The organism is Bradyrhizobium sp. USDA 4341, assembly GCF_054063755.1.
In genome coordinates this window covers 340,976-359,142 of the sequence record NZ_JBSSGO010000001.1, presented here as the reverse complement: position 1 = coordinate 359,142, position 18,167 = coordinate 340,976, and the positions used below count along the sequence as shown (strand labels likewise).

15 protein-coding genes are annotated in these 18,167 nt (G+C 57.5%); 3 read left to right on the top strand and 12 right to left on the bottom strand.

Annotation, left to right across the window (positions count from 1 at the left end):
* The first annotated feature begins 207 nt into the window (after window positions 1-207).
* Window positions 208-417 carry a hypothetical protein gene (locus tag ACVIGB_RS01625; protein WP_456717398.1) on the top strand — a complete coding sequence of 70 codons (210 nt, stop codon included), beginning with the start codon at window positions 208-210 and terminating at the stop codon, window positions 415-417.
* Window positions 418-550: 133 nt separating this feature from the next.
* On the opposite strand, the gene ACVIGB_RS01620 is transcribed toward ACVIGB_RS01625, so the two are convergent.
* The 3 genes from ACVIGB_RS01620 to ACVIGB_RS01610 form a co-directional block, all read right to left on the bottom strand.
* Window positions 551-1,927, bottom strand: a complete 1,377-nt coding sequence (locus ACVIGB_RS01620; RefSeq protein WP_456717399.1) for an HlyD family type I secretion periplasmic adaptor subunit — start codon at window positions 1,925-1,927, stop codon at window positions 551-553.
* Between the two features lie 80 nt (window positions 1,928-2,007).
* Complete coding sequence (locus tag ACVIGB_RS01615) at window positions 2,008-4,155, bottom strand: peptidase domain-containing ABC transporter (RefSeq protein ID WP_456717400.1); 2,148 nt, start codon at window positions 4,153-4,155, stop codon at window positions 2,008-2,010.
* 238 nt (window positions 4,156-4,393) lie between these two features.
* Window positions 4,394-6,241: an FG-GAP-like repeat-containing protein gene (locus tag ACVIGB_RS01610; protein ID WP_456717401.1), complete on the bottom strand. Its 1,848-nt coding sequence runs from the start codon at window positions 6,239-6,241 to the stop codon at window positions 4,394-4,396.
* Between the two features lie 462 nt (window positions 6,242-6,703).
* Here ACVIGB_RS01610 and ACVIGB_RS01605 point away from each other — a divergent pair, with 462 nt between their 5' ends.
* Both ACVIGB_RS01605 and ACVIGB_RS01600 read left to right on the top strand, forming a co-directional pair.
* The gene (locus ACVIGB_RS01605; protein WP_456717402.1) at window positions 6,704-7,318 is read left to right on the top strand and encodes a DUF7024 domain-containing protein; all 615 of its coding nucleotides are present in this window, start codon (window positions 6,704-6,706) and stop codon (window positions 7,316-7,318) included.
* A 72-nt stretch (window positions 7,319-7,390) separates the two neighbouring features.
* Window positions 7,391-7,687, top strand: coding sequence for a hypothetical protein (locus tag ACVIGB_RS01600; protein ID WP_456717403.1), 297 nt, complete (start codon window positions 7,391-7,393; stop codon window positions 7,685-7,687).
* Between the two features lie 32 nt (window positions 7,688-7,719).
* Here ACVIGB_RS01600 and ACVIGB_RS01595 read toward each other — a convergent pair whose 3' ends face one another.
* From ACVIGB_RS01595 to ACVIGB_RS01555, 9 genes are all read right to left on the bottom strand, one after another.
* Window positions 7,720-8,319, bottom strand: a complete 600-nt coding sequence (locus ACVIGB_RS01595; RefSeq protein ID WP_456717404.1) for a LabA-like NYN domain-containing protein — start codon at window positions 8,317-8,319, stop codon at window positions 7,720-7,722.
* Between the two features lie 126 nt (window positions 8,320-8,445).
* Complete coding sequence (locus tag ACVIGB_RS01590; RefSeq protein WP_456717405.1) at window positions 8,446-9,390, bottom strand: GDP-L-fucose synthase family protein; 945 nt, start codon at window positions 9,388-9,390, stop codon at window positions 8,446-8,448.
* A gap of 4 nt (window positions 9,391-9,394) precedes the next feature.
* Window positions 9,395-10,477, bottom strand: a complete 1,083-nt coding sequence (gene gmd, locus ACVIGB_RS01585; protein WP_456717406.1) for a GDP-mannose 4,6-dehydratase — start codon at window positions 10,475-10,477, stop codon at window positions 9,395-9,397.
* Window positions 10,478-10,519: 42 nt separating this feature from the next.
* Window positions 10,520-11,452 carry a glycosyltransferase family 2 protein gene (locus ACVIGB_RS01580; protein WP_456717407.1) on the bottom strand — a complete coding sequence of 311 codons (933 nt, stop codon included), beginning with the start codon at window positions 11,450-11,452 and terminating at the stop codon, window positions 10,520-10,522.
* Between the two features lie 55 nt (window positions 11,453-11,507).
* Window positions 11,508-11,969, bottom strand: a complete 462-nt coding sequence (locus ACVIGB_RS01575) for an N-acetyltransferase family protein (protein WP_456717408.1) — start codon at window positions 11,967-11,969, stop codon at window positions 11,508-11,510.
* Entirely contained in the window at window positions 11,966-12,940 is a 975-nt protein-coding gene (locus ACVIGB_RS01570; RefSeq protein ID WP_456717409.1) for a glycosyltransferase family 2 protein, read from the bottom strand. Before ACVIGB_RS01570 ends, ACVIGB_RS01575 begins: the two co-directional genes overlap by 4 nt.
* 13 nt (window positions 12,941-12,953) lie before the next feature.
* A complete protein-coding gene (locus tag ACVIGB_RS01565; RefSeq protein WP_456717410.1) occupies window positions 12,954-13,937 on the bottom strand; it encodes a glycosyltransferase family 2 protein in 984 nt (327 codons plus the stop codon).
* A gap of 62 nt (window positions 13,938-13,999) precedes the next feature.
* Entirely contained in the window at window positions 14,000-15,121 is a 1,122-nt protein-coding gene (locus ACVIGB_RS01560) for a DegT/DnrJ/EryC1/StrS family aminotransferase (RefSeq protein ID WP_456717411.1), read from the bottom strand.
* Window positions 15,122-15,190: 69 nt separating this feature from the next.
* Complete coding sequence (locus tag ACVIGB_RS01555) at window positions 15,191-18,139, bottom strand: FkbM family methyltransferase (protein ID WP_456717412.1); 2,949 nt, start codon at window positions 18,137-18,139, stop codon at window positions 15,191-15,193.
* Between the last annotated feature and the right edge of the window lie 28 nt (window positions 18,140-18,167).

The window sequence follows — 18,167 nt, the reverse complement described above, 5'->3', positions numbered from 1 at the left end:
GCCTGCGAACTTCACTCTAAGGTTGAAGCGCCCCGCAGGCAATATCCCATTCGGTACGTGTCGCGCTTTCCCGGTTGACGCAATGATGGTCGGTAAGGCATGTGCAACTCGCTGAGGACGAGGAGCTGAGGGTTCTTATGATATCAGACCGATTGGGGTTTCGCTCCAGCATCATGGTGCCGCGCTCGCTCGTCGAATCGATAGGTCATGCCTGAGTCAGCCAATTCGAACACGAAAGAAGCAGCTGTGGATGACGATATCTTGCTACCGGACTTGCTGATCGCCGGCGGCGTCATATTGGTGCTGTTCGGGCTGTTGGGTCTGCTCGTCAAACGGAACAGCGAGGTGAGAGCCGAAGAACAAGAGTCGGTAACCAAGAATCCCAAGGGGGATTCACGCGAGGATCCGCTTTTCTAGCCACAAGCAACAAGGCGACCTCAAGCTAAGAGTCTCCCAAAACTGGAAACCGAAAGGGGCACGGCGCAAATAAAACAGATCAGGCATTCCGCCGATCAATCACGGAAAGCCAAATCAATGTGCTTTCAAACAATCACCGTTCTTTAAGTGCTTTTGCCGTGATCTCTACAAGCGGCGAAAAGACATATTCTAGAATTCGTCGGCTCCCCGTCTTGATTTCGACGCTGACGGCCATACCAGGTGAGAGCGGTACGGCCGTTCCGTCCGCGATCACACGCGTGACCTCAGGACGAAGCGTGGCAGGAAACACGAGATTCTGTGTACGCTGCGCGCCGGCAAAGCCGCGATTTTCGAGTGGCCGGATGGGATTGCCCTCGGCCTGCGTCGCATCCGGTTCGGGGATGGCATCGTCTTGAATATTTAGAAGGGTCGCGTTGACGGTTCCATATCGTGTGAATGGTAGAGATTCGATCTTAACCACGGCGGATTGCCCTGGATGAACGAAGCCGATGTCCCGATTGGGAATATAGCATTCGATCTCCAAACCAACGGCATCCGGCACGATCCGCATGATTTCCTCGCCAGTGTTCACCACCTGACCAAGGGTTGTCACGGACATCGCGCTCACTCGCCCGGTAATCGGGCTCTTCAGCACCATCCGTTTCTGTCTGACCCGCGCCTTGGCAAGCCGATGCTGGATTCCCTCAATCTCGCGCTCGGCCTCTACAAGCTTTTGTAGGTTATCGGCGGCGAAATCGGTATAGCTTCCCTCTATACGTTGGCTGAGCACGTCTATTGCCGCCTCGCTTTCGGCAAGCTGACCGCGGGATGTCGCAAGCTTCGCTTTCTGGTCTTGCAGCCGCTCTGTAGCGTCGATGAGATCGGCCTTCGATCCCGACCCGGTTCGCGCAAGGGTCGCCCGCATGTCGACGCGCTCTTGGAGCGTGGCGACAAGCGCCTCCAGGGCGGTGCTCGTTGCCGAAAACAGATCCCGATCGAGTTGTTTCTGATGCTTTTCGGCTTCGAGTTCAGCAACCTTCACGTTGAGCTGATCGAGGACCCCTCGAAGGACGAGCGTTTCACGTTCTCTGATTTCGCCAAGAATCTCTTCGTCCCAGTCTATCGCCGCCGTCGCCGTAACCGGGCGCGGTTCAATCGCCCGTAGAGCGGCTCTCCGCCGCATCGACTCTCCACGAAATGCTCCCAGTCGGGCTCTCAGCTCATTTACGTCAGCGTCGGCCTCGCCGCTTTCGAGTCCAACAAGTTCTTGGCCTTCAGCGACCAATTGCCCGTTCTGAACACGAATTGCAACGACCGTTCCGGCCTCACTCGGCTGAATGATCTTCACTCGCCCGGACGGCTGAATCTTGCCCTGAGCGACGGCGATTACATCAATACGACTCCAGTACGACCAGGCCAATACCGAAAGTGCTAAAACGCAGATGATCCATAACAGGGCTATTCCGACGGGCGACGGCGGCATTTCCAGGATCTCGAGTGCCGCCGGCAAGAACTCCTGGTCCGATCGTCTTCGCTGCGGAACGCGAGGTGGACCAGACTGCGCCGTAGGCATGGGTGCGCGCGCGTTCATCAAACGGCCGCTTGGTCCTTGGCCATGTTGTTCTGAAGTGCCCATAGGCGGGCGTAGAAGCCCCGAGGGCGCTGCGAGAGCGCATCGTGCGTGCCTGTTTCGACCACCCTCCCATCAACCACGCTGACAATTCGATCGCAATGCCGGACAGTCATCAAGCGATGAGCAATGATGATGACGGTCCTGCCACGGGCGATATAGTGCATGTTAGCCTGGATGATCTGCTCGCTTTCGTAGTCCAGAGCGGACGTCGCTTCGTCAAAAATAAGAATCGGCGGATCTGTCGCCAATGCCCGCGCAATGGCAAGGCGCTGACGTTGACCGCCCGACAGATTGGCACCGCGCTCCTCGATCATGGTGTCGTAGCCTTGCTGAAGCTTCGAGACAAACTCGTCCGCGCCCGAAAGGCGTGCCGCCCCAATGACCTGCGATCGCGACATTCCTGGGTTCGCCAATGCGATGTTTTCGTGGATCGTACGATTAAAGAGTGTGCCTTCCTGAAGCACCACACCGATTTGCCGCCGAAGCCACAGCGGATCGATGTGGCTGAGGTTTCTACCATCCAGCAGCAATTCTCCTCCGGTCGGGAGGTACAAACGTTGTATAAGCTTGGCGAGCGTCGATTTGCCAGAGCCCGACGGACCGACAATCCCGATAACCTCCCCTGAATTGATGGTGAGGCTGATATCCTTGAGCGCGTCCTGCTGGCCAGCCGCGTAGCGAAATGTCACGTTCTTGAATGCGATCGCGCCGCTTGAGGGTGGCATTTTCTCAAACGCGGCCGATGCATACTCCGGCGGGGCATTCAGAATGTCACCCAGCCGCTCGACCGATATCTGGACCTGCTGGAAGTCCTGCCAGAACTGCGAAAGTCGTAGAATGGGTTGCGCAACTTGGCCGGCAATCATGTTGAATGCGACCAGTCCACCGATGGTCAGGTCGCCATCGATGACTGCTTGTGCGCCGAACAGGAGCAGCAGGGCCGAGGAGAGTTTGGAAACATACTGGATAGCGCTCTGTCCACCAGCTCCAAGCTTTGTCGCTCCGAACCCGGACCGAACATAGGCGGCCAGCCGTTCGTCCCACTGTGCCCTCACAAACGGTTCGGCCGCAGAGGTCTTGATGGTCTGGATTCCGACAACGGCTTCAACCAGAAACTGCTGGCTCGCAGCTCCCAGGTTGAACTTCTCGTTGATTCTCTGTCTAAGCGGCGGTCGCACGATCATGGCGATCGCCAGATAGGCCGGGATCGCGGCGATCACGGTCCAAGTCAGCTTGACCGAGTACGCCTCCAGCACGGCGATGTAAACGAAGGCAAAGAGAAGATCGAGAAGCGAAAAGAGACCCTGCCCAGTCAAAAAATTTCGAATGGTCTCCAGCTCACGAACTCGCGCGATGGTCTGACCAGCGGAGCGGCTCTCGAAGTAGTTGATCGGCAGTCGCAAGAGATGGCCGAAAAGGCGATGGCTCAATTCGACGTCGATCCGGTTGCTGGTATGCGCGAGTGCGTAGGTCCGCAGGTACTGCAGCGCGACATCGAAAAGGCCGACTGCCGCTATACCGCCCACCAGCACCAGGAGCGTGGAATAGGATTTGTGTGGGAGAACCTTGTCCACCACGACCTGAAAGAAGAGTGGCGTCACAAGTGCAAACATTTGCACAAACAAGGACGCCACGACAACGTGTAGCAGCGGCCTACGGTAGCGCCAGACCGCGGACAGAAACCATTGAAAGCCGAAGCGCCTTGGATCTGCTCCCGAGCCCCCGATGCGGCGCTGTACCAGCAGGACGAAATCATCCATTGCAGCGTAGATTTCGTCGAGGCGCATCTCACGGTTGGTCCGGGTGATCGGATCAACGATGCTGAAGAGTCCAGACGGACTCCTTCCGCCGAGAATAACAAAGCTCCCATCGAAGCGGATGATGGCCGGAAGTGGCATGCTGGCGACACGCCTGATCGAGGGCCTATTCACGAGCCGCGCTTTCAGGCCCGCTAACTTGGCTGCCCGCACAACGTCGCCTGGGCCGGCGCCAGCTACGAGTGCGAGTTCGCGCGCGAGGGTAGCTGGATCGACCGCGATCCGGTAATAGGCCGCAATCCCGCAAAGCGCAGCCAAACCTGGGTCGACGCGAACCTTGTCGTGCAAGAAACGCTCCTAAGAGATACCGATACCTGCAAGCGCCTACGTCGCGCTAACCGAGCCGAATTGGAGCCCAGGGTAATCCGCGATGGATGCCACGTCGTGCTCCACGGAGAAGATGATTTGTCTCGCTTGGAATGAAGGTAACACGCAGACACAGTCGAGTACGAAGCGTTACAGCTGCTCCAGGCTCAGCCTGGGTAAGCACGTCTGTAACGCGACGCCCTTGAAACGCACGAAAGGCTCAGGTCCAATTCGTGCCGCCGACAACATTGTATGCCACGGAGGAGGCACCGAGCGGCTGCCAGGTCGCATTGCCGCTGTGATCGAACAGGGCCGCACCAAAATCGCCTGTGCTGTTGTTTCGGAAGAGCACGTCAGCGACGCCGTCGCCGTTGAAATCGCCAACTTCGGCGACGCTATAGGCGCTTGAGGTCTGGTTCAGTGCGTGCCACGTGCCGCCGCCGGACCCATTGAGCGCCTCATAGCCCCAATCACCGGTCGTGTTGTTTCGGAACAGAATGTCCGAAATGCCGTCGCCATTGAAATCGCCCGCTCCGACGACGCTATACGCTGCGGACGACCCACCAAGCGGCTGCCAGGTCGCATTACCGCTGTGATCGAACAGGGCCGCGCCAATATCACCCGTGCTGTTGTTTCGGTAGAGAACGTCAGCGACGCCGTCGCCGTTGAAATCGCCAACCGCGACCACGCTATAGGCAATTGAGGTGAGGTTTAGGGCATGCCATGTGCCGCCACCGGACCCATTGAGCGCCTCGAAGCCCCAATCACCCGTCGAATTGTTGCGGAACAGGATATCGGAAATACCATCGCCATTAAAGTCGCCAACTCCGACAACGTTGTAGGCCGCCGAGGATCCACCAAGCGGTTGCCAGGTCGCATTGCCATTGTGATCGAACAGAGCCGCACCAAAATCGCCGGTGCTGTTGTTCCGGTAGAGCACGTCAGCAACACCGTCCCCGTTGAAATCGCTGACGCCCACGACACTGTAGGCGGCCGAGGTCTGGCTCAGTCCATGCCAGGTGCCGCCGCCGGACCCATTGAGCGCCTCAAAGCCCCAGTCCCCCGTCGAATTGTTGCGGAACAGAACGTCCGAGATGCCGTCCCCATTCAAGTCTTTCGGAGTGCGGGCTTGTACGCCCCACCCGAGCGCCTGCATGATCTGAATATCCTCGGCCGAGAGCACGCCCGGATCGCCGACGCCGGGGCCGCCCGGTCCAAATGGGTCGTGATTGTTGGAATCGCCCAGCACACCGTCCCAATCGGCAAGATCGAAGCCGTCGTTTGTGCCGTTAGCGTAGGATGCATGAAACTGCAGTTGAGTAGAAATATTGCTGCCATTGACCGAGAAGAATGTATTCAGACCATCGGAGCCGCCGGTGTAATCATGCTGTCCACCGGACGTGTAGCGGAAGAAATCCATCGGAGCCCAACCGTTGCCACCTTTCCCGAGGCCGCCGACGCGGCCCATGATGCCTTCCGTCAACTCGTGAAGAATGACCGCCTTCGCATCATTTGGGCTGTTTTGCAGCGCAGAAGCTGTCCAGTAGACGTTGTTCAGATAGATCGTGTCGTCAGTGCCGGTTCCCGCACTGGCGAGGCCCAGAATGCGCGCTTCGCCAATCGAAACGTTAAGGCCAGCTCCGTGCGTGGGGTCGGAGAGCGCGGCCAGCGCATTGGCAGCTGCGTGCCCTGTAGCGGTTTGTGCATGCTGTTGGAGCGCACTCACGAACGAGGCATAGGAAACGTGGACCGGATTAAAAAAGTTCTCGCCCGAATAGGCCGGATTCAGGGACTGGAGATCAAACGTGCAATGGACGGTACAGGCGTTCGGAAATAGCTGGGAAAGATACTGCTCGGCGCTGATCACGATATTCTGGAATTGCGCGCTCGCTCCAGCCCCCCAGGTGTTCACAAAAACCAGACCGCTGCCCTGAAAGGAGGCGGTCTCCGTGTTGGAGGTGTTCGACTGGCTGCTTTGATCCGGGACTTGAGTAGCAGGGGACTTCTCAACTGGTGGCGCCATGTAAGCGGAACCTGCATCCTCGAAAGAGTCGTCGAGCGTCTGCATTTTACCGATCCGCATGACCCACCCCACTTTTCAACGTCCAGATGTACGATTTTGGTTACGTGATAAGAAAATCAAACGTTCCGCTTACTAAAGTCGTCAGCAATCCGTCTCGCCCTGCACCGCAAATCGATCAGGGCAAAATAGCGGATGCCAACCTATGTATCGCTCTGGACAACCCGGCTAGTCCCATTTGAGATAGGAAACCATCATCTTTCCCGAGTTTAGACGCAAAAAGTTGCGTTTCCAGACGGCAGGGCAAAGCGGCGAGCCGAACTGCACTACGCCTTGCGATCGGGACAGGCTGCTCAGACCGGACAATAATCATGCGCGCCGACTCACAATCCTGATGGACGATCGTGCGCCTCACTCCTAATAAGCTTCCGCCGTGTTCGGTAGCGCACTAGCGTCCGTCCGACTCAGAGATCGTTAGTGCCCGGGGCTGAAAGGACCCAGGACGTCGCCATGCAATTCCCACGCTCGCGTGTTCAAACTCCCCGTCAACCCATGCCCGGCCTTCGCCAACTCCTGCTTTGGCTTTTCATTGCCGTCGCCGTGCTTTCAGGCTCCTTTTTCGGCACCCTGCGCCTTATTGATCTTTTTCTTCCGGGCCTTGGCTATGACGTAGCGCGTTTCCCGCGCCTCGACGATCGCCACGCCCTGACGTTTCAAAACGGCGAGAACAGAGGCGCTCTCATTCAGGGCTGGTCGAACCCGGAGCCTTGGGGCATCTGGTCAGACGGCGATCGCGCGCAGCTTGGATTTATGATCGGAAGCGTACCCGCCGACCAGCCAAGACTCGTCATAGAGTGCAGAGCATTCATTACGCAAAGAAGCCCCGAACAAAGGGTCGAGTTCTGGTCACAGAATATGAAGCTGGCCGACGTTACATTCCGAAAGGGTACGAACGCCATCGCTGTCCCGCTCGATGGACTTCGCCTTGCGCCCGGGTACCCCCTCATTATTGACTTGCGGATGCCACTCGCCAAATCGCCTCAACAGCTCGCCCTATCGCAAGATCCCCGCAAGCTTGGGGTCGGTCTTGTGAGCGCTAGATTCGATAAGGGAAACGCGAACTGACTGCCTGTCGCAAGCTCAGTTTAGACAATCAACAGCCGAGTGGCAGGTTCGTCGTTAATCAAGGGGATTTTCATGCCGTGGTTTCTGATCTATGCGCTTCTGGGACTGGTGCAGCTCGCGGCTTATTTTGAGGGAATTGAGCTCTGGCTCGGATTCGGACTTCTCCTTGGACTGGTTAGCTTTATCGTCCTCGGGGCGATCCCGTTAGGATCGATAATCACGGCCGGAGTAGCTTTCTACGGAGCTTTCTACGGCTGGCGCTGGTATTGGTGGGAGGCAGCACTGCTCTGCTTCCCGTTTCCATTGTTCGCGATTGCAATGCTTACAATACAGGGATCCGCCAATATGATTGGCCGCCTTCGGCGCTAAACGAGACGGCAAGCAGCGAAACAACGGATCACTTAGATCGCGGGCTCGTTGCCGTTCACCGACCGGGACGGATCGGCGCTTGATGCTACGCGTTGCCGCGTGAGCACGATACGGCCAATTTTCGGCTTTAGCTCGAGCAAGTCGATAAACTCGTCAGCCTGGCGCCGCAGTTCGTGGGCTATCATTGCCGGCTGGGTCGCTGCGGTCGAGACTACGGTTACGTGCACTCCTCGCCGCTGCAGGGCCTCGACCAACGGGCGGAAATTGCCCTCGCCCGAAAAAAGAACGATCCGATTGACGTGAGGGGCCATCTCCATGGCATCCACGGCTAGATCGACATCCATGCTGCATTTGAATTTGAGCCTGCCGGACGAGTCAACGAACTCTTTGGCCGGCCTCGTCACGAGCGTGAAGCCATTGTATTCGAGCCAGTCGATGAAGGGCCGCGCCGACGAGTTCTGCTGGTTCTCAATCGTCCGGCTATAATAGAAGGCCCGTAGGAGCCTGCCGTGACTCTCGAACCGCTTCAGCAATCGCTTATAATCAATATCGAAGCCGAGCGCCCTGGCGCTCGCGTACAAACTTAGTCCATCGATGAATAAAGCGACTCTGTAGGTCGCGCAATCCGACATAAGCGTCCCCTCCCATTGGCAAAAACGTCATTGTTATGCTCAGAGCTTCCCGAACGGGCTGATCGATCGGTCAAGTAGGAATGCGCCAACTGGGCGTCAGGCGTTGCCGTAGACGTCGGCAGCCACTCAAGCCCGGTTTTTGGGTACTCGCTGTAGGAAGTCGGCGTAAGCTTTGCGGATACCCTCCTTGAGGCCGGTTCTCGCAGACCAGCCCATTTCGCGCATCCGATCGACGTTAAGAAGCTTGCGAGGCGTTCCGTCGGGCTTGGTCGGATCGAAAACAATTGATCCCTTGAATCCGACCACTTCGTTGACGGTTTGCGCGAGCTCGGAAATCGCGCTGTCCTCGCCCGTCCCGATGTTGAACAAGCCCTCCCTGATGTCATCGCGCTCCATCAGAAACACACACGCGTCCGCCATGTCGTCGACGTATAGAAACTCGCGTCGTGGCTGTCCCGACCCCCATACCGGATAGGTGGAATCGCCCCGCTGCTTCGCTTCGTGCGCCTTGCGGATGAGGGCCGGTAGAACGTGACTGTTGTTCAAATCGTAATTGTCATTTGGGCCGTACAGATTGGTTGGCATCGCCGACACATATCGTAGGCCGTACTGTCGATTATAGTTTTCGCATAGCTTGAGTCCGGCAATCTTGGCGATCGCGTACGGCTCGTTGGTGTGCTCCAGTGGTCCGGTGAGCAAATAATCCTCCTTGATCGGCTGCGGGCATTCCCGGGGATAAATGCAGCTCGATCCCAGGAACAGCAGACGTGGCACGCAGGCCCGCCAAGCCGCATCAATGATGTTCGCCTCGATCATGAGGTTCTGGTAGATGAATTCCGCCCGGAAACTATCGTTGGCATGAATGCCACCGACTTTAGCCGCCGCCAGGAAGATGTAGTCGGGCTCCTCTCGCGCAAGAAACTTGCCAACCGCTGCTTGATCGGTCAACTCCAGCTCGGCATGCGAACGGGTCACCAAATTTTCATATCCGGCCGCGAGAAGCCGCCGCACGATCGCGGAGCCCACCATGCCGCGATGCCCCGCGATATAAATCTTGCTCGACTTGTTCATCGCGCTACTCGTGATAATCGAACGCATTAAAGCCGTGCCGCTTGATCAACTCATCGCGCTCCGCGGCTTTGAGATCTTCGCCGATCATTTCCTTCACGAGCTCTTTAAAGGAGATCTTCGACTTCCAGCCGAGCTTGTGTTGCGCCTTCGAGGCATCGCCTAGCAACGTTTCCACTTCCGTCGGCCGGAAGTACCGAGGATCGACGGCGACGATGCACTTGCCGTCGGCATCATAACCCCGCTCGTCGATGCCTGTGCCCTTCCAACCAATTCGCAAGCCGATTTCGCTCGCAGCAGTTTCAACAAATTGGCGCACGCTGTATTGCACACCGGTCGCAATAACGAAATCGTCCGGGTTGTCCTGTTGCAGCATTAACCACTGCATCTCGACGTAATCTTTCGCGTGCCCCCAATCTCGCTTTGCATCAAGGTTGCCTAGGAACAAGCAATCTTGCAGACCCAGCTTGATGCGGGCCAGCCCTCGCGTAATCTTGCGAGTCACGAACGTCTCGCCCCGAATTGGGCTTTCGTGATTGAAGAGAATGCCATTGCAGGCATAAATGCCGTAAGCCTCGCGGTAGTTGACGGTTATCCAATACGCGTAGAGCTTCGCAACCGCATAAGGACTACGTGGATAGAATGGGGTTGTTTCTCTCTGTGGAATCTCCTGAACAAGCCCGTAGAGTTCAGATGTGCTTGCTTGATAGAAGCGCGTCTTTTTCTCCAGTCCCAGAATTCGGATGGCCTCAAGCACGCGCAGCGGACCCAGAGCATCAGAATTTGCGGTGTATTCCGGCTCCTCGAAGCTCACAGCGACGTGGCTTTGCGCGGCAAGATTGTAGATTTCGTCTGGCTTCACCTCTTGAATGATACGAACCAATGATGACGAGTCGGTCATATCGCCATGGTGCAAAATGAACCGGCGGCCCGTCTCGTGAGGATCTTGATACAGGTGGTCAATTCGGTCGGTATTGAAGAGCGAGGTGCGTCGCTTGATGCCATGCACCTCATAGCCCTTCGAGAGAAGTAGCTCGGCAAGGTACGCACCATCCTGGCCTGTAATGCCAGTGATCACTGCCTTTTTCATTTCGACGCTGTCCTTTCTGCATAAATCTTTAATAATTCTTCTTCACATGCCGGCTTGTTGACGCTCGCGCGGTGGACTGCGCCTCGTGGCGTGGGTTAACATCAGACGTGACCGCCACTCTCTACCGATATGGCGAAGCGCATAGGGGAGCACGGCAAGCCTCATTGCCGCGGATGAAGGCACATAACCCAGGCAGCGCGCACGAATGCGGTTCATTTCTTCCAAGCCGACATCGAACTGCGCGATTGTTTTTTGAGCGGAATGCACACGAAACGCTCCGATGAGCCGGGGCAGGTGATGGAAGCGCGCGCCGCAATCGCGGAACCGGACCAGGAGGTCCCAGTCCATCGCAAACTGGAACGACTCGTCGATGTACGAGCCAACTCGTTCCCAGAGGCGTCGCCGCCAGAAAAGTGTTTCCTGGGGGACGTAATCAACCCAAGAGAGAATCCGGTCTGAGTGACTTGGCAACATCCAGCGGCCGGTCTCTCTGCCCTCGCCGTCAATAATAATGCGATCACCATAGACCACATCGACTTCGGGATGCGATGCAAAGAAACGAGCAACTGTTTCGAGTGCGCCGGGAAGCAAAAGATCGTCACCGTTGACCCAGCCGAGAATATCTCCCTTTGTCCAGGCGAAACCTTTGTTGAGCGCGTGCGATTGACCTCTATCCTTTCGGCTGTCGAAATAGCTCAGATGCTTTCCGTAGCGCGCGATGACGTCGAGCGTGCCGTCGACGGAGCCTCCATCTATAACGACGTATTCCAGAGGCGAGACGAGTTGACCAAGTACGCTCTCGATTGTCTGGCCGACAAAGGCGGCCTGGTTCAGCACGGGCGTAACGATCGAAATAGAGAGAGGACTGATGTAGACGGGGCGTCCCTCGGACACGGATATGCTCATCGGTCGCGGCCGGTAGGCCTGGAGCTGACCAAGCCGAAAACCGCTGACCTGACGAAGGATCGTCTTCAACTCTGGTCCGAAGGGCATCGTGTTTAAGGCTCTCGAGTTCGTCAGGAATCCAGCGCTACAACTCGAGAATGCCGACAAGCTGATCCGTGTCGTGCAGATCAGAAAAGCAGTAACCGAGCGCCAGGTACAACCTGTGCGCGGCAATGTTGTCGGGATAGACTTTCAAACGGACCTGCTTGGCGCCTGATAGCCGGGCCGTCAGATGTAAATGCTCCATCAGAAGTCGCGCTGCGCCAGTCGTGCGCAGTTCAGGAACAACATAGATGCCAAGGCTTGGAACGGAGAAGCCCGCGTCCCAGCCGCGCAGCATGCCATAGCCCAGGAACCGATCGTCCGCCCGGAGCACCAGATATCGATCCTTCCCACGGTAGCTGCAGATGCGAGCTGCTTCGGCTGGCGTGAACGGATGCGGGTGAAATCGACGGCTCAGCGGATCAGCGGCGATAACAGCAAACAGGTCGGCCAGCAGCAGCGTATGGCCCGGCCGCGGATTGATGATTTCCAGGTTCGCCGTCATGTCGCGACCCGCGGTCTGCTAACGGCCTTCCGCAAACCGCGCCAGTAGTCACCGACGGTCAGTCGGTCGCCAACGAGAGGGCCCGATTTTGCGATTGTTTCTGTGAAGAGGCCGCGCAGGCAGTATGCCGGGCTGTGCGCATTCAGCCACAGCCATACGGTCTTGAAATAGAGCAGGCGGTACAGCAAATGGCGCTTGGTGCCGTAGTGATTTCCGTGCAAGATTTGGTAGAGATTATCGCTGACCGCCTGCACGAAATATGGCGAGACTCGGCCAAAATGTCTGACTTGCATGGCTGCCACTTCCGATAGAAGTTCGAGCGTCTGCCCGGCGGACTTGGTCGTCGCGTACCAGCGGTTTCCGGAGATGTCGACATCGCACGCAGCAAAGCGGCAGCCTGCAAGCGCAAAACGCGTCCACAGGTCGTAGTCCATGCAGAACTGTAACGCGCGATTTAAGCCACCGACCTTTACATAGGCAGATTTGCGGAAAAACATCGAAGGTTGAGCGACATAGCCCTTCTCGAACATCTGGCGCGCAACATCGATTTTTGGACCGACGGGAATCGTTGGATAAGGCCTGTGGTTCTTCCCATCGGCATCCATGTAATGGCCTTGTCCGACCACGACATCGGCGTCTGGATTGCGCGCGATGACATCGCTCACCGCCCAGAGCGCCCGATTGCACTGCACGTCATCTGAGTTGAGCCAGGTGATCCAGCCCTCACGCGCCCGCGCAAACCCTTTGGCAATTGCGTCGGACTGTCCAGAGTCCTTCTCGCTGATCCAGGTGATACGGTCGCCGTACCTCTTCAGCCGCTCAACCGTGTCATCCGTCGACCCTCCATCCATCACAAGGATTTCGAGGGCAGGATAGCCCTGGTCGAGGAGACTAGTTAGTGTCTCATCGATAAAGCGGCCCTGATTATACGATGGCACAACGACTGTAATCGGGATCTCTGCCTTCGACATGGAATGCCTCCCCTCAAGCTGCGACGCGGCGAACCTGGGCCGCCCACGCTCTGAAGTTGCGTATGGATCGTGAAGCGAGCCGCGGCGACCAGCGCAAATTCATCGCCATCCAGTGCCAGCGGGCCATGAGCTGGACTTTGCGCCCGGCTGGAGGAGACTCGCCGCGCGACCAGGCTGCGCCGTGCTCAAGCGTGTACGCATATTTGAAGGCCCAGCTGAACGGTACGACTCCGTAATATTGGTGGACCGTCTCGCAAATCCCGCTGAGCAATTTTCGGTCGGCATTGGCCGTAATTGCGTCATCATGCAGCCGGGACATCGAAAAGTAGTCGTCGCAAAAGTAAAACGGAACATTATCCTGCCAACGCATCCAGAGCTCATAATCCAGGATCTTGGAATTAAGCGCGCCGCACAGCGTTACCGCTGTTCGTTTGAAGAACAGGGATGGCTGCGGCACAAGGCAGAAGTGCATCATTCGTCGCCGCTGCTCTGAAAGCAGCGGACTCCAATCGACCGGATAGTCAACGACTGGCCTGAGATCCCGGTCCACATATCGATTACGGCCATAAACGACTATGGCCATTTGATTGTAGTGAAAGAAGGTCGCGACCTTCCAGAACGCGTCGGGTAGGTAGACGTCATCCGAATTGATCCAGGCGATGATGTCCCCGGCCGTATTAGCGATGCCCTTGTTGACGCCGTGATGGTGGCCTCCATCCGGCCGGCTGTCATACCTGAGAACTTCCGAATACGTCCGGGCGTACTCTTCTAGGATCTCGACGGATCCATCCGTCGACCCGCCGTCGGCAACATAAATCTCGATGTTGGGGTAATCCTGCGCGAGCACGGACTCGAGAGTCTCGCGGATGAACTTTGCCTGATTGAATGATGGGATAACAACGGCAAAGCTCGGCAGCTCTGCGCGCGGTAACGTCCGCAGATGCGCGATCTGTTCTGCTTTGGGCGTAAATGCGAGACTACGCTCTAGATCATTCATGACTCAGTTCCGATATCAGAGCGATCCAAGCGCCCGATGCGTTGTTGGATGACGGCGCCGAGCTACGGCACGGTGCGCACCAAGTGGCCAATTGCCTCGCAGATCTCGTCGATTTCGTCGTTGCGGAGACCTGTATAGGTTGGAAAATTCATGCCATGGGCAGACAGAAATTCCGTGGCGGGAAGCCGATGCTCGGACGAATACATCGGCAAGTGATGCATGGGAACGAAGAACGGCCGAGTTTCGATTCCGTAATCACTGGCCAAGTGATGCATGATGGTCGCTCGGCGCGCTTCGCCGCCGGCGTTCAGCACCGCAGAGAAGAGCCAGTGCGTCCCCTCATATCCAGCGACCTGCGCCGGAAGCTGCAGCAGCCCTTCGGCCTCGAGGGGACGAAGACGCTCCCGGTATCGTTTGGCGATCCGCCGACGTTCAGCAAGGTGAAAGTCGAGCATCTCGATCTGACCAAGGCCGATTGCGCCAGCAATATTGGTCATTCGGTAGTTGTAGCCCATGATGGGGTGCCAGTACCTGCGCTCAAGATCCATGCCTTGACCGCGTAGCATCCTCGCGTGCCGCCTACGCTGGGGATCACGGACGTAGACGGCGCCACCCTCTCCGGTCGAGATCGTCTTATTGCCGTAGAAGCTAAAGGTCGAGGCATCGCCGAAATTGCCGGTGGGTCTGCCGAAGACCGTCGCACCGAGGCTCTCCGCGCAATCCTCGAGCAGCCATGCCCCACGCTGGTGGCACAATTCTGCAATCTGGCCAATGTCCGTCGGCATTCCGTAGAGGTGAACGGCCAGAACGCCAACGGTTCGTGGTGTCCAAGCCCTCTCGATCAGTTCGGCGGTTGCATTCCATGTCTTCGCGTCGCAATCGGCGAAGACCGGATTGGCGCCGCAATACCGAACAGCATTGGCCGACGCGACGTAGGTGAGCGAAGGGACAATGACCTCGTCGCCCGCTTTCAATCCAAGCGCCAGGCATGCCAAGTGAAGTGCCGTCGTTCCGTTGCTCGCGGATAGACACTCGTCGACTTGAAGAGTCTTGGCAATCGCCCGCTCGAACCTTGTCAGATAAGTCCCGGTACTGGATATCCAGCCTGAATCGATGGCGTCGATGACATAGCGCCGCTCGTTTCCACACAAGACAGGCTTGGAGACTTGAAATCGAATGTTCATTTCCTGCAATCGTCACTTAATGATTAAACTTAAAACACGCAGCTCCGCCACGCGTCGCATTTCCAACACTTACGCAGGCACGGCTACTTCCGCGTGCCCCTTGCGTTCCCTCACCCCGCAGGCATGCTCGTAGGCTTTCGCGAGACCATTCACGTATCGCTCGACGCTATGCTCGTGAGCTGCCTTCGCTTGAGCGCGCGCGGCATGAGCCCCGCGATCTTCGGGATCGTCCAGCCATTGCAGCATTTTTGCTGCGATATCCTCGACATCGAAGGGGTCGAACAGCAGGCCGGCCTCGCCGCGCACCAATTCCGGCAGCGACGTGACATCCGAGCACATCGCGGGCACCCCGAGCGCTTGAGCTTCAATGACGGGGTAGCTCGACGCCTCGAACGTCGACGGCATCACGCAATAGATCGAGCCCTTATAGATCGCCGCAAGATGATAGACAGGAACATGGTCGAGACAAATGACATCAGCCTCAAGGCCCAGCTCCTCGATCGTCGCTTTGACAGCTGGCCAACCCGAATGCCCGCGATAGCCGGTGAAGACGAGTTTCAGGTCGATGTTGGGGCGCTTATCGCGCACTATGCGCAACGCCTTCACGAGCCGCGCATGATTTTTGTGCGGCCAGAACTGCGCCGGATACACCGCATATATCGGCGGTAGCTTGTACTGTGAAGTCGCATCCTGGACGCTGAACCCGCCGAGACCTTCAACGACCCTCGGATCCCAGGTAACAGGCACCGTAAACACTTTGGCTGGCGGCACCTGCATTTGCGTGACGAGATCGTTGCGAACAAAGTCGGAGGACACCACGATCGCGTCGGCTAGAGATGCCGACAGGCCATATAGCCGATTGCGGGCATCGATATCCGACGGCGTAAAGTTCTCGGGAAAGTGCAAGTGCTGGAGATCGTGCAGGTTGAGTACCGATGGGACGCGGAAATCGAGCACTGAAAAGATCTGCACAGGACTGTGAAGAAGGTCTACTCCGATGTCTTCTCGAAGGCGCGAGAACGTCGCCATCGAAGTCGCCGCACTCAACCTGCGCCTGGCTCCGAGAATCCGGTTGGGCACTTCGATCGCCAATCCAACGGCGCGGCTCTTGCGCATCACGAAGTAGCCGACCTTCGTGCCAAAGAGCCTTCGCAGCGCAGCCATTTGGTCCGGCAGACAGATGATGGTAACCCGCCGACCACTCTCAACGAGGGCACTGGTCAGCATCTTCATGTACGTTTCGACACCACCCGATACCCCGAAGACGATTTCGAGGGTGTCGATCGCTACGTGCAGGCCGCTTCCGGCAGTTTCAGCCGGGTGGTAGTCGCCGTACGCCGGTGACTTGTGCTGGCGCCGTACAAGAAGGTCTCCAAAGCCGCCGAGCACCGCCTTACTCTTGAGATTTTGAACAGCCGAGAGTTCGAGCACTTGATCTTTGGCAACCAGCTTATGGGATTGAATCGTGCTCTCGACTGCTCGCCGCTCGACATCGGCACTGAGGCGGTCGATCACTTCCGACTTTTTCGTCCCATCCGCGCGAGCAACGGCGAGTTCGGCGTGGAGCCGCTGGCCGGCGATAAGGATGCGCTCCTTTTCGTCCAGAAGTGCCTGCTTACCACGCTTAAGTTCCGCAACTTCTTCGACGAGGCGGCCGATGACGGCCGCCTTTTCGGTTTGGTCCGTTACAATGGCGCGTAACTCGCCTTCCAGCCGTCCACTCGCGCTTAAGATATCCTCTCGTTCCCTGAGCAAGACGTCCCGCTCGCTGGTCACCCCGGCAATTTCCCGAGCGAGACGGGCGACCACATCCGACTTCTCGGCCCGGTCCTGCTCAACGGCGCGTAGCTGGCCTTCTAAGCGTTGATTCGACTCGAGGACATTCTGCCGTTCATCCATCAGCTGCTGCTGCGTATTCTTCAGCCCGGTAACCTCTTCCGCGAGTCCATCAAGAATGCGGGCCTTCTCGGCCCGGTCGGCCTCGACGGCTCGCAACTCCCTCGACAGTCGCTCATTCGCCTCCAAAGCGCCCTCGCGCTCAGTCGTGAGCGTCAGCAGATTGCTTTTCAGCTCGGTTACTTGCCCATCAAGAGTGCCGATCACCCGGTCCTTCTCGGCTCGGTCGGACTCGACGGCTCGCAACTCCCTCGACAGTCGCTCATTCGCCTCCAAAGCGCCCTCGCGCTCAGTCATGAGCGTCAGCAGATTGCCTTTCAGCTCGGTTACTTGTCCATCAAGAGTGCCGATCACCCGGTCCTTTTCGGCTCGGTCGGACTCGACGGATCTCAGTTCGCTTTCCAACCTTATATTCGCATTCAGAACGTTTTCGCGTTCCTTCATCAGCATCTGATGAGTGCGTTTGAGTTCATGCACTTCCGCAAGCTCGAAACCGTCATGGACGCATGGCGGAAGCGCAAGGCGCTTTCTGAGGACGGCATCCTCTTTGCGCAAATAGAAGCGGCTCAGGCCGTCGTACCAGACAAGCTCGTAGTTTGACGCGAGCAGGGCCGGTTCCCAGCTATCCCAGTTCTGGATGCTGTCGACCTGGTCCCAGTCCTCGATTTTGACACTCGGCAAGGTCGCTTCGACCACGAGCACGCGCGGGCGGCGCCTGCTCCAATCAATGCCGCGGAGGACCGCCGCTTCGAAGCCCTCGACATCGACCTTCAGAAAGTCGATTGCTCGATCTTCACAGCGAGCAATGACGTCCTCGAGCGTCACAACCTGCACATCGTAGGAGACGACATCGTATCCCGCCCGCCGCAGCTCCTGAGCTTGCACGTCGCTTGCGGTCGAGAGGGACGTGAGCTCCTTACATTCGTAAAACCGTAGCTGTCCGGAAACATCCGCCACAGCGACGTTTAGATTCTGATCTCGAGGCCTTTCTTCGATGAACAACTGGTACTGGCGCGCGACCGGCTCGATGTTCACGCCCGACCAACCCAGGTCGTAAAAGTGCTTCGTCACGGAATGACGTTTGGGATCCCAAGCGCCGACATCGATGTAGAACCCGCTCATCTGCCCCTGGAAGAGCCTGGCAAGAATC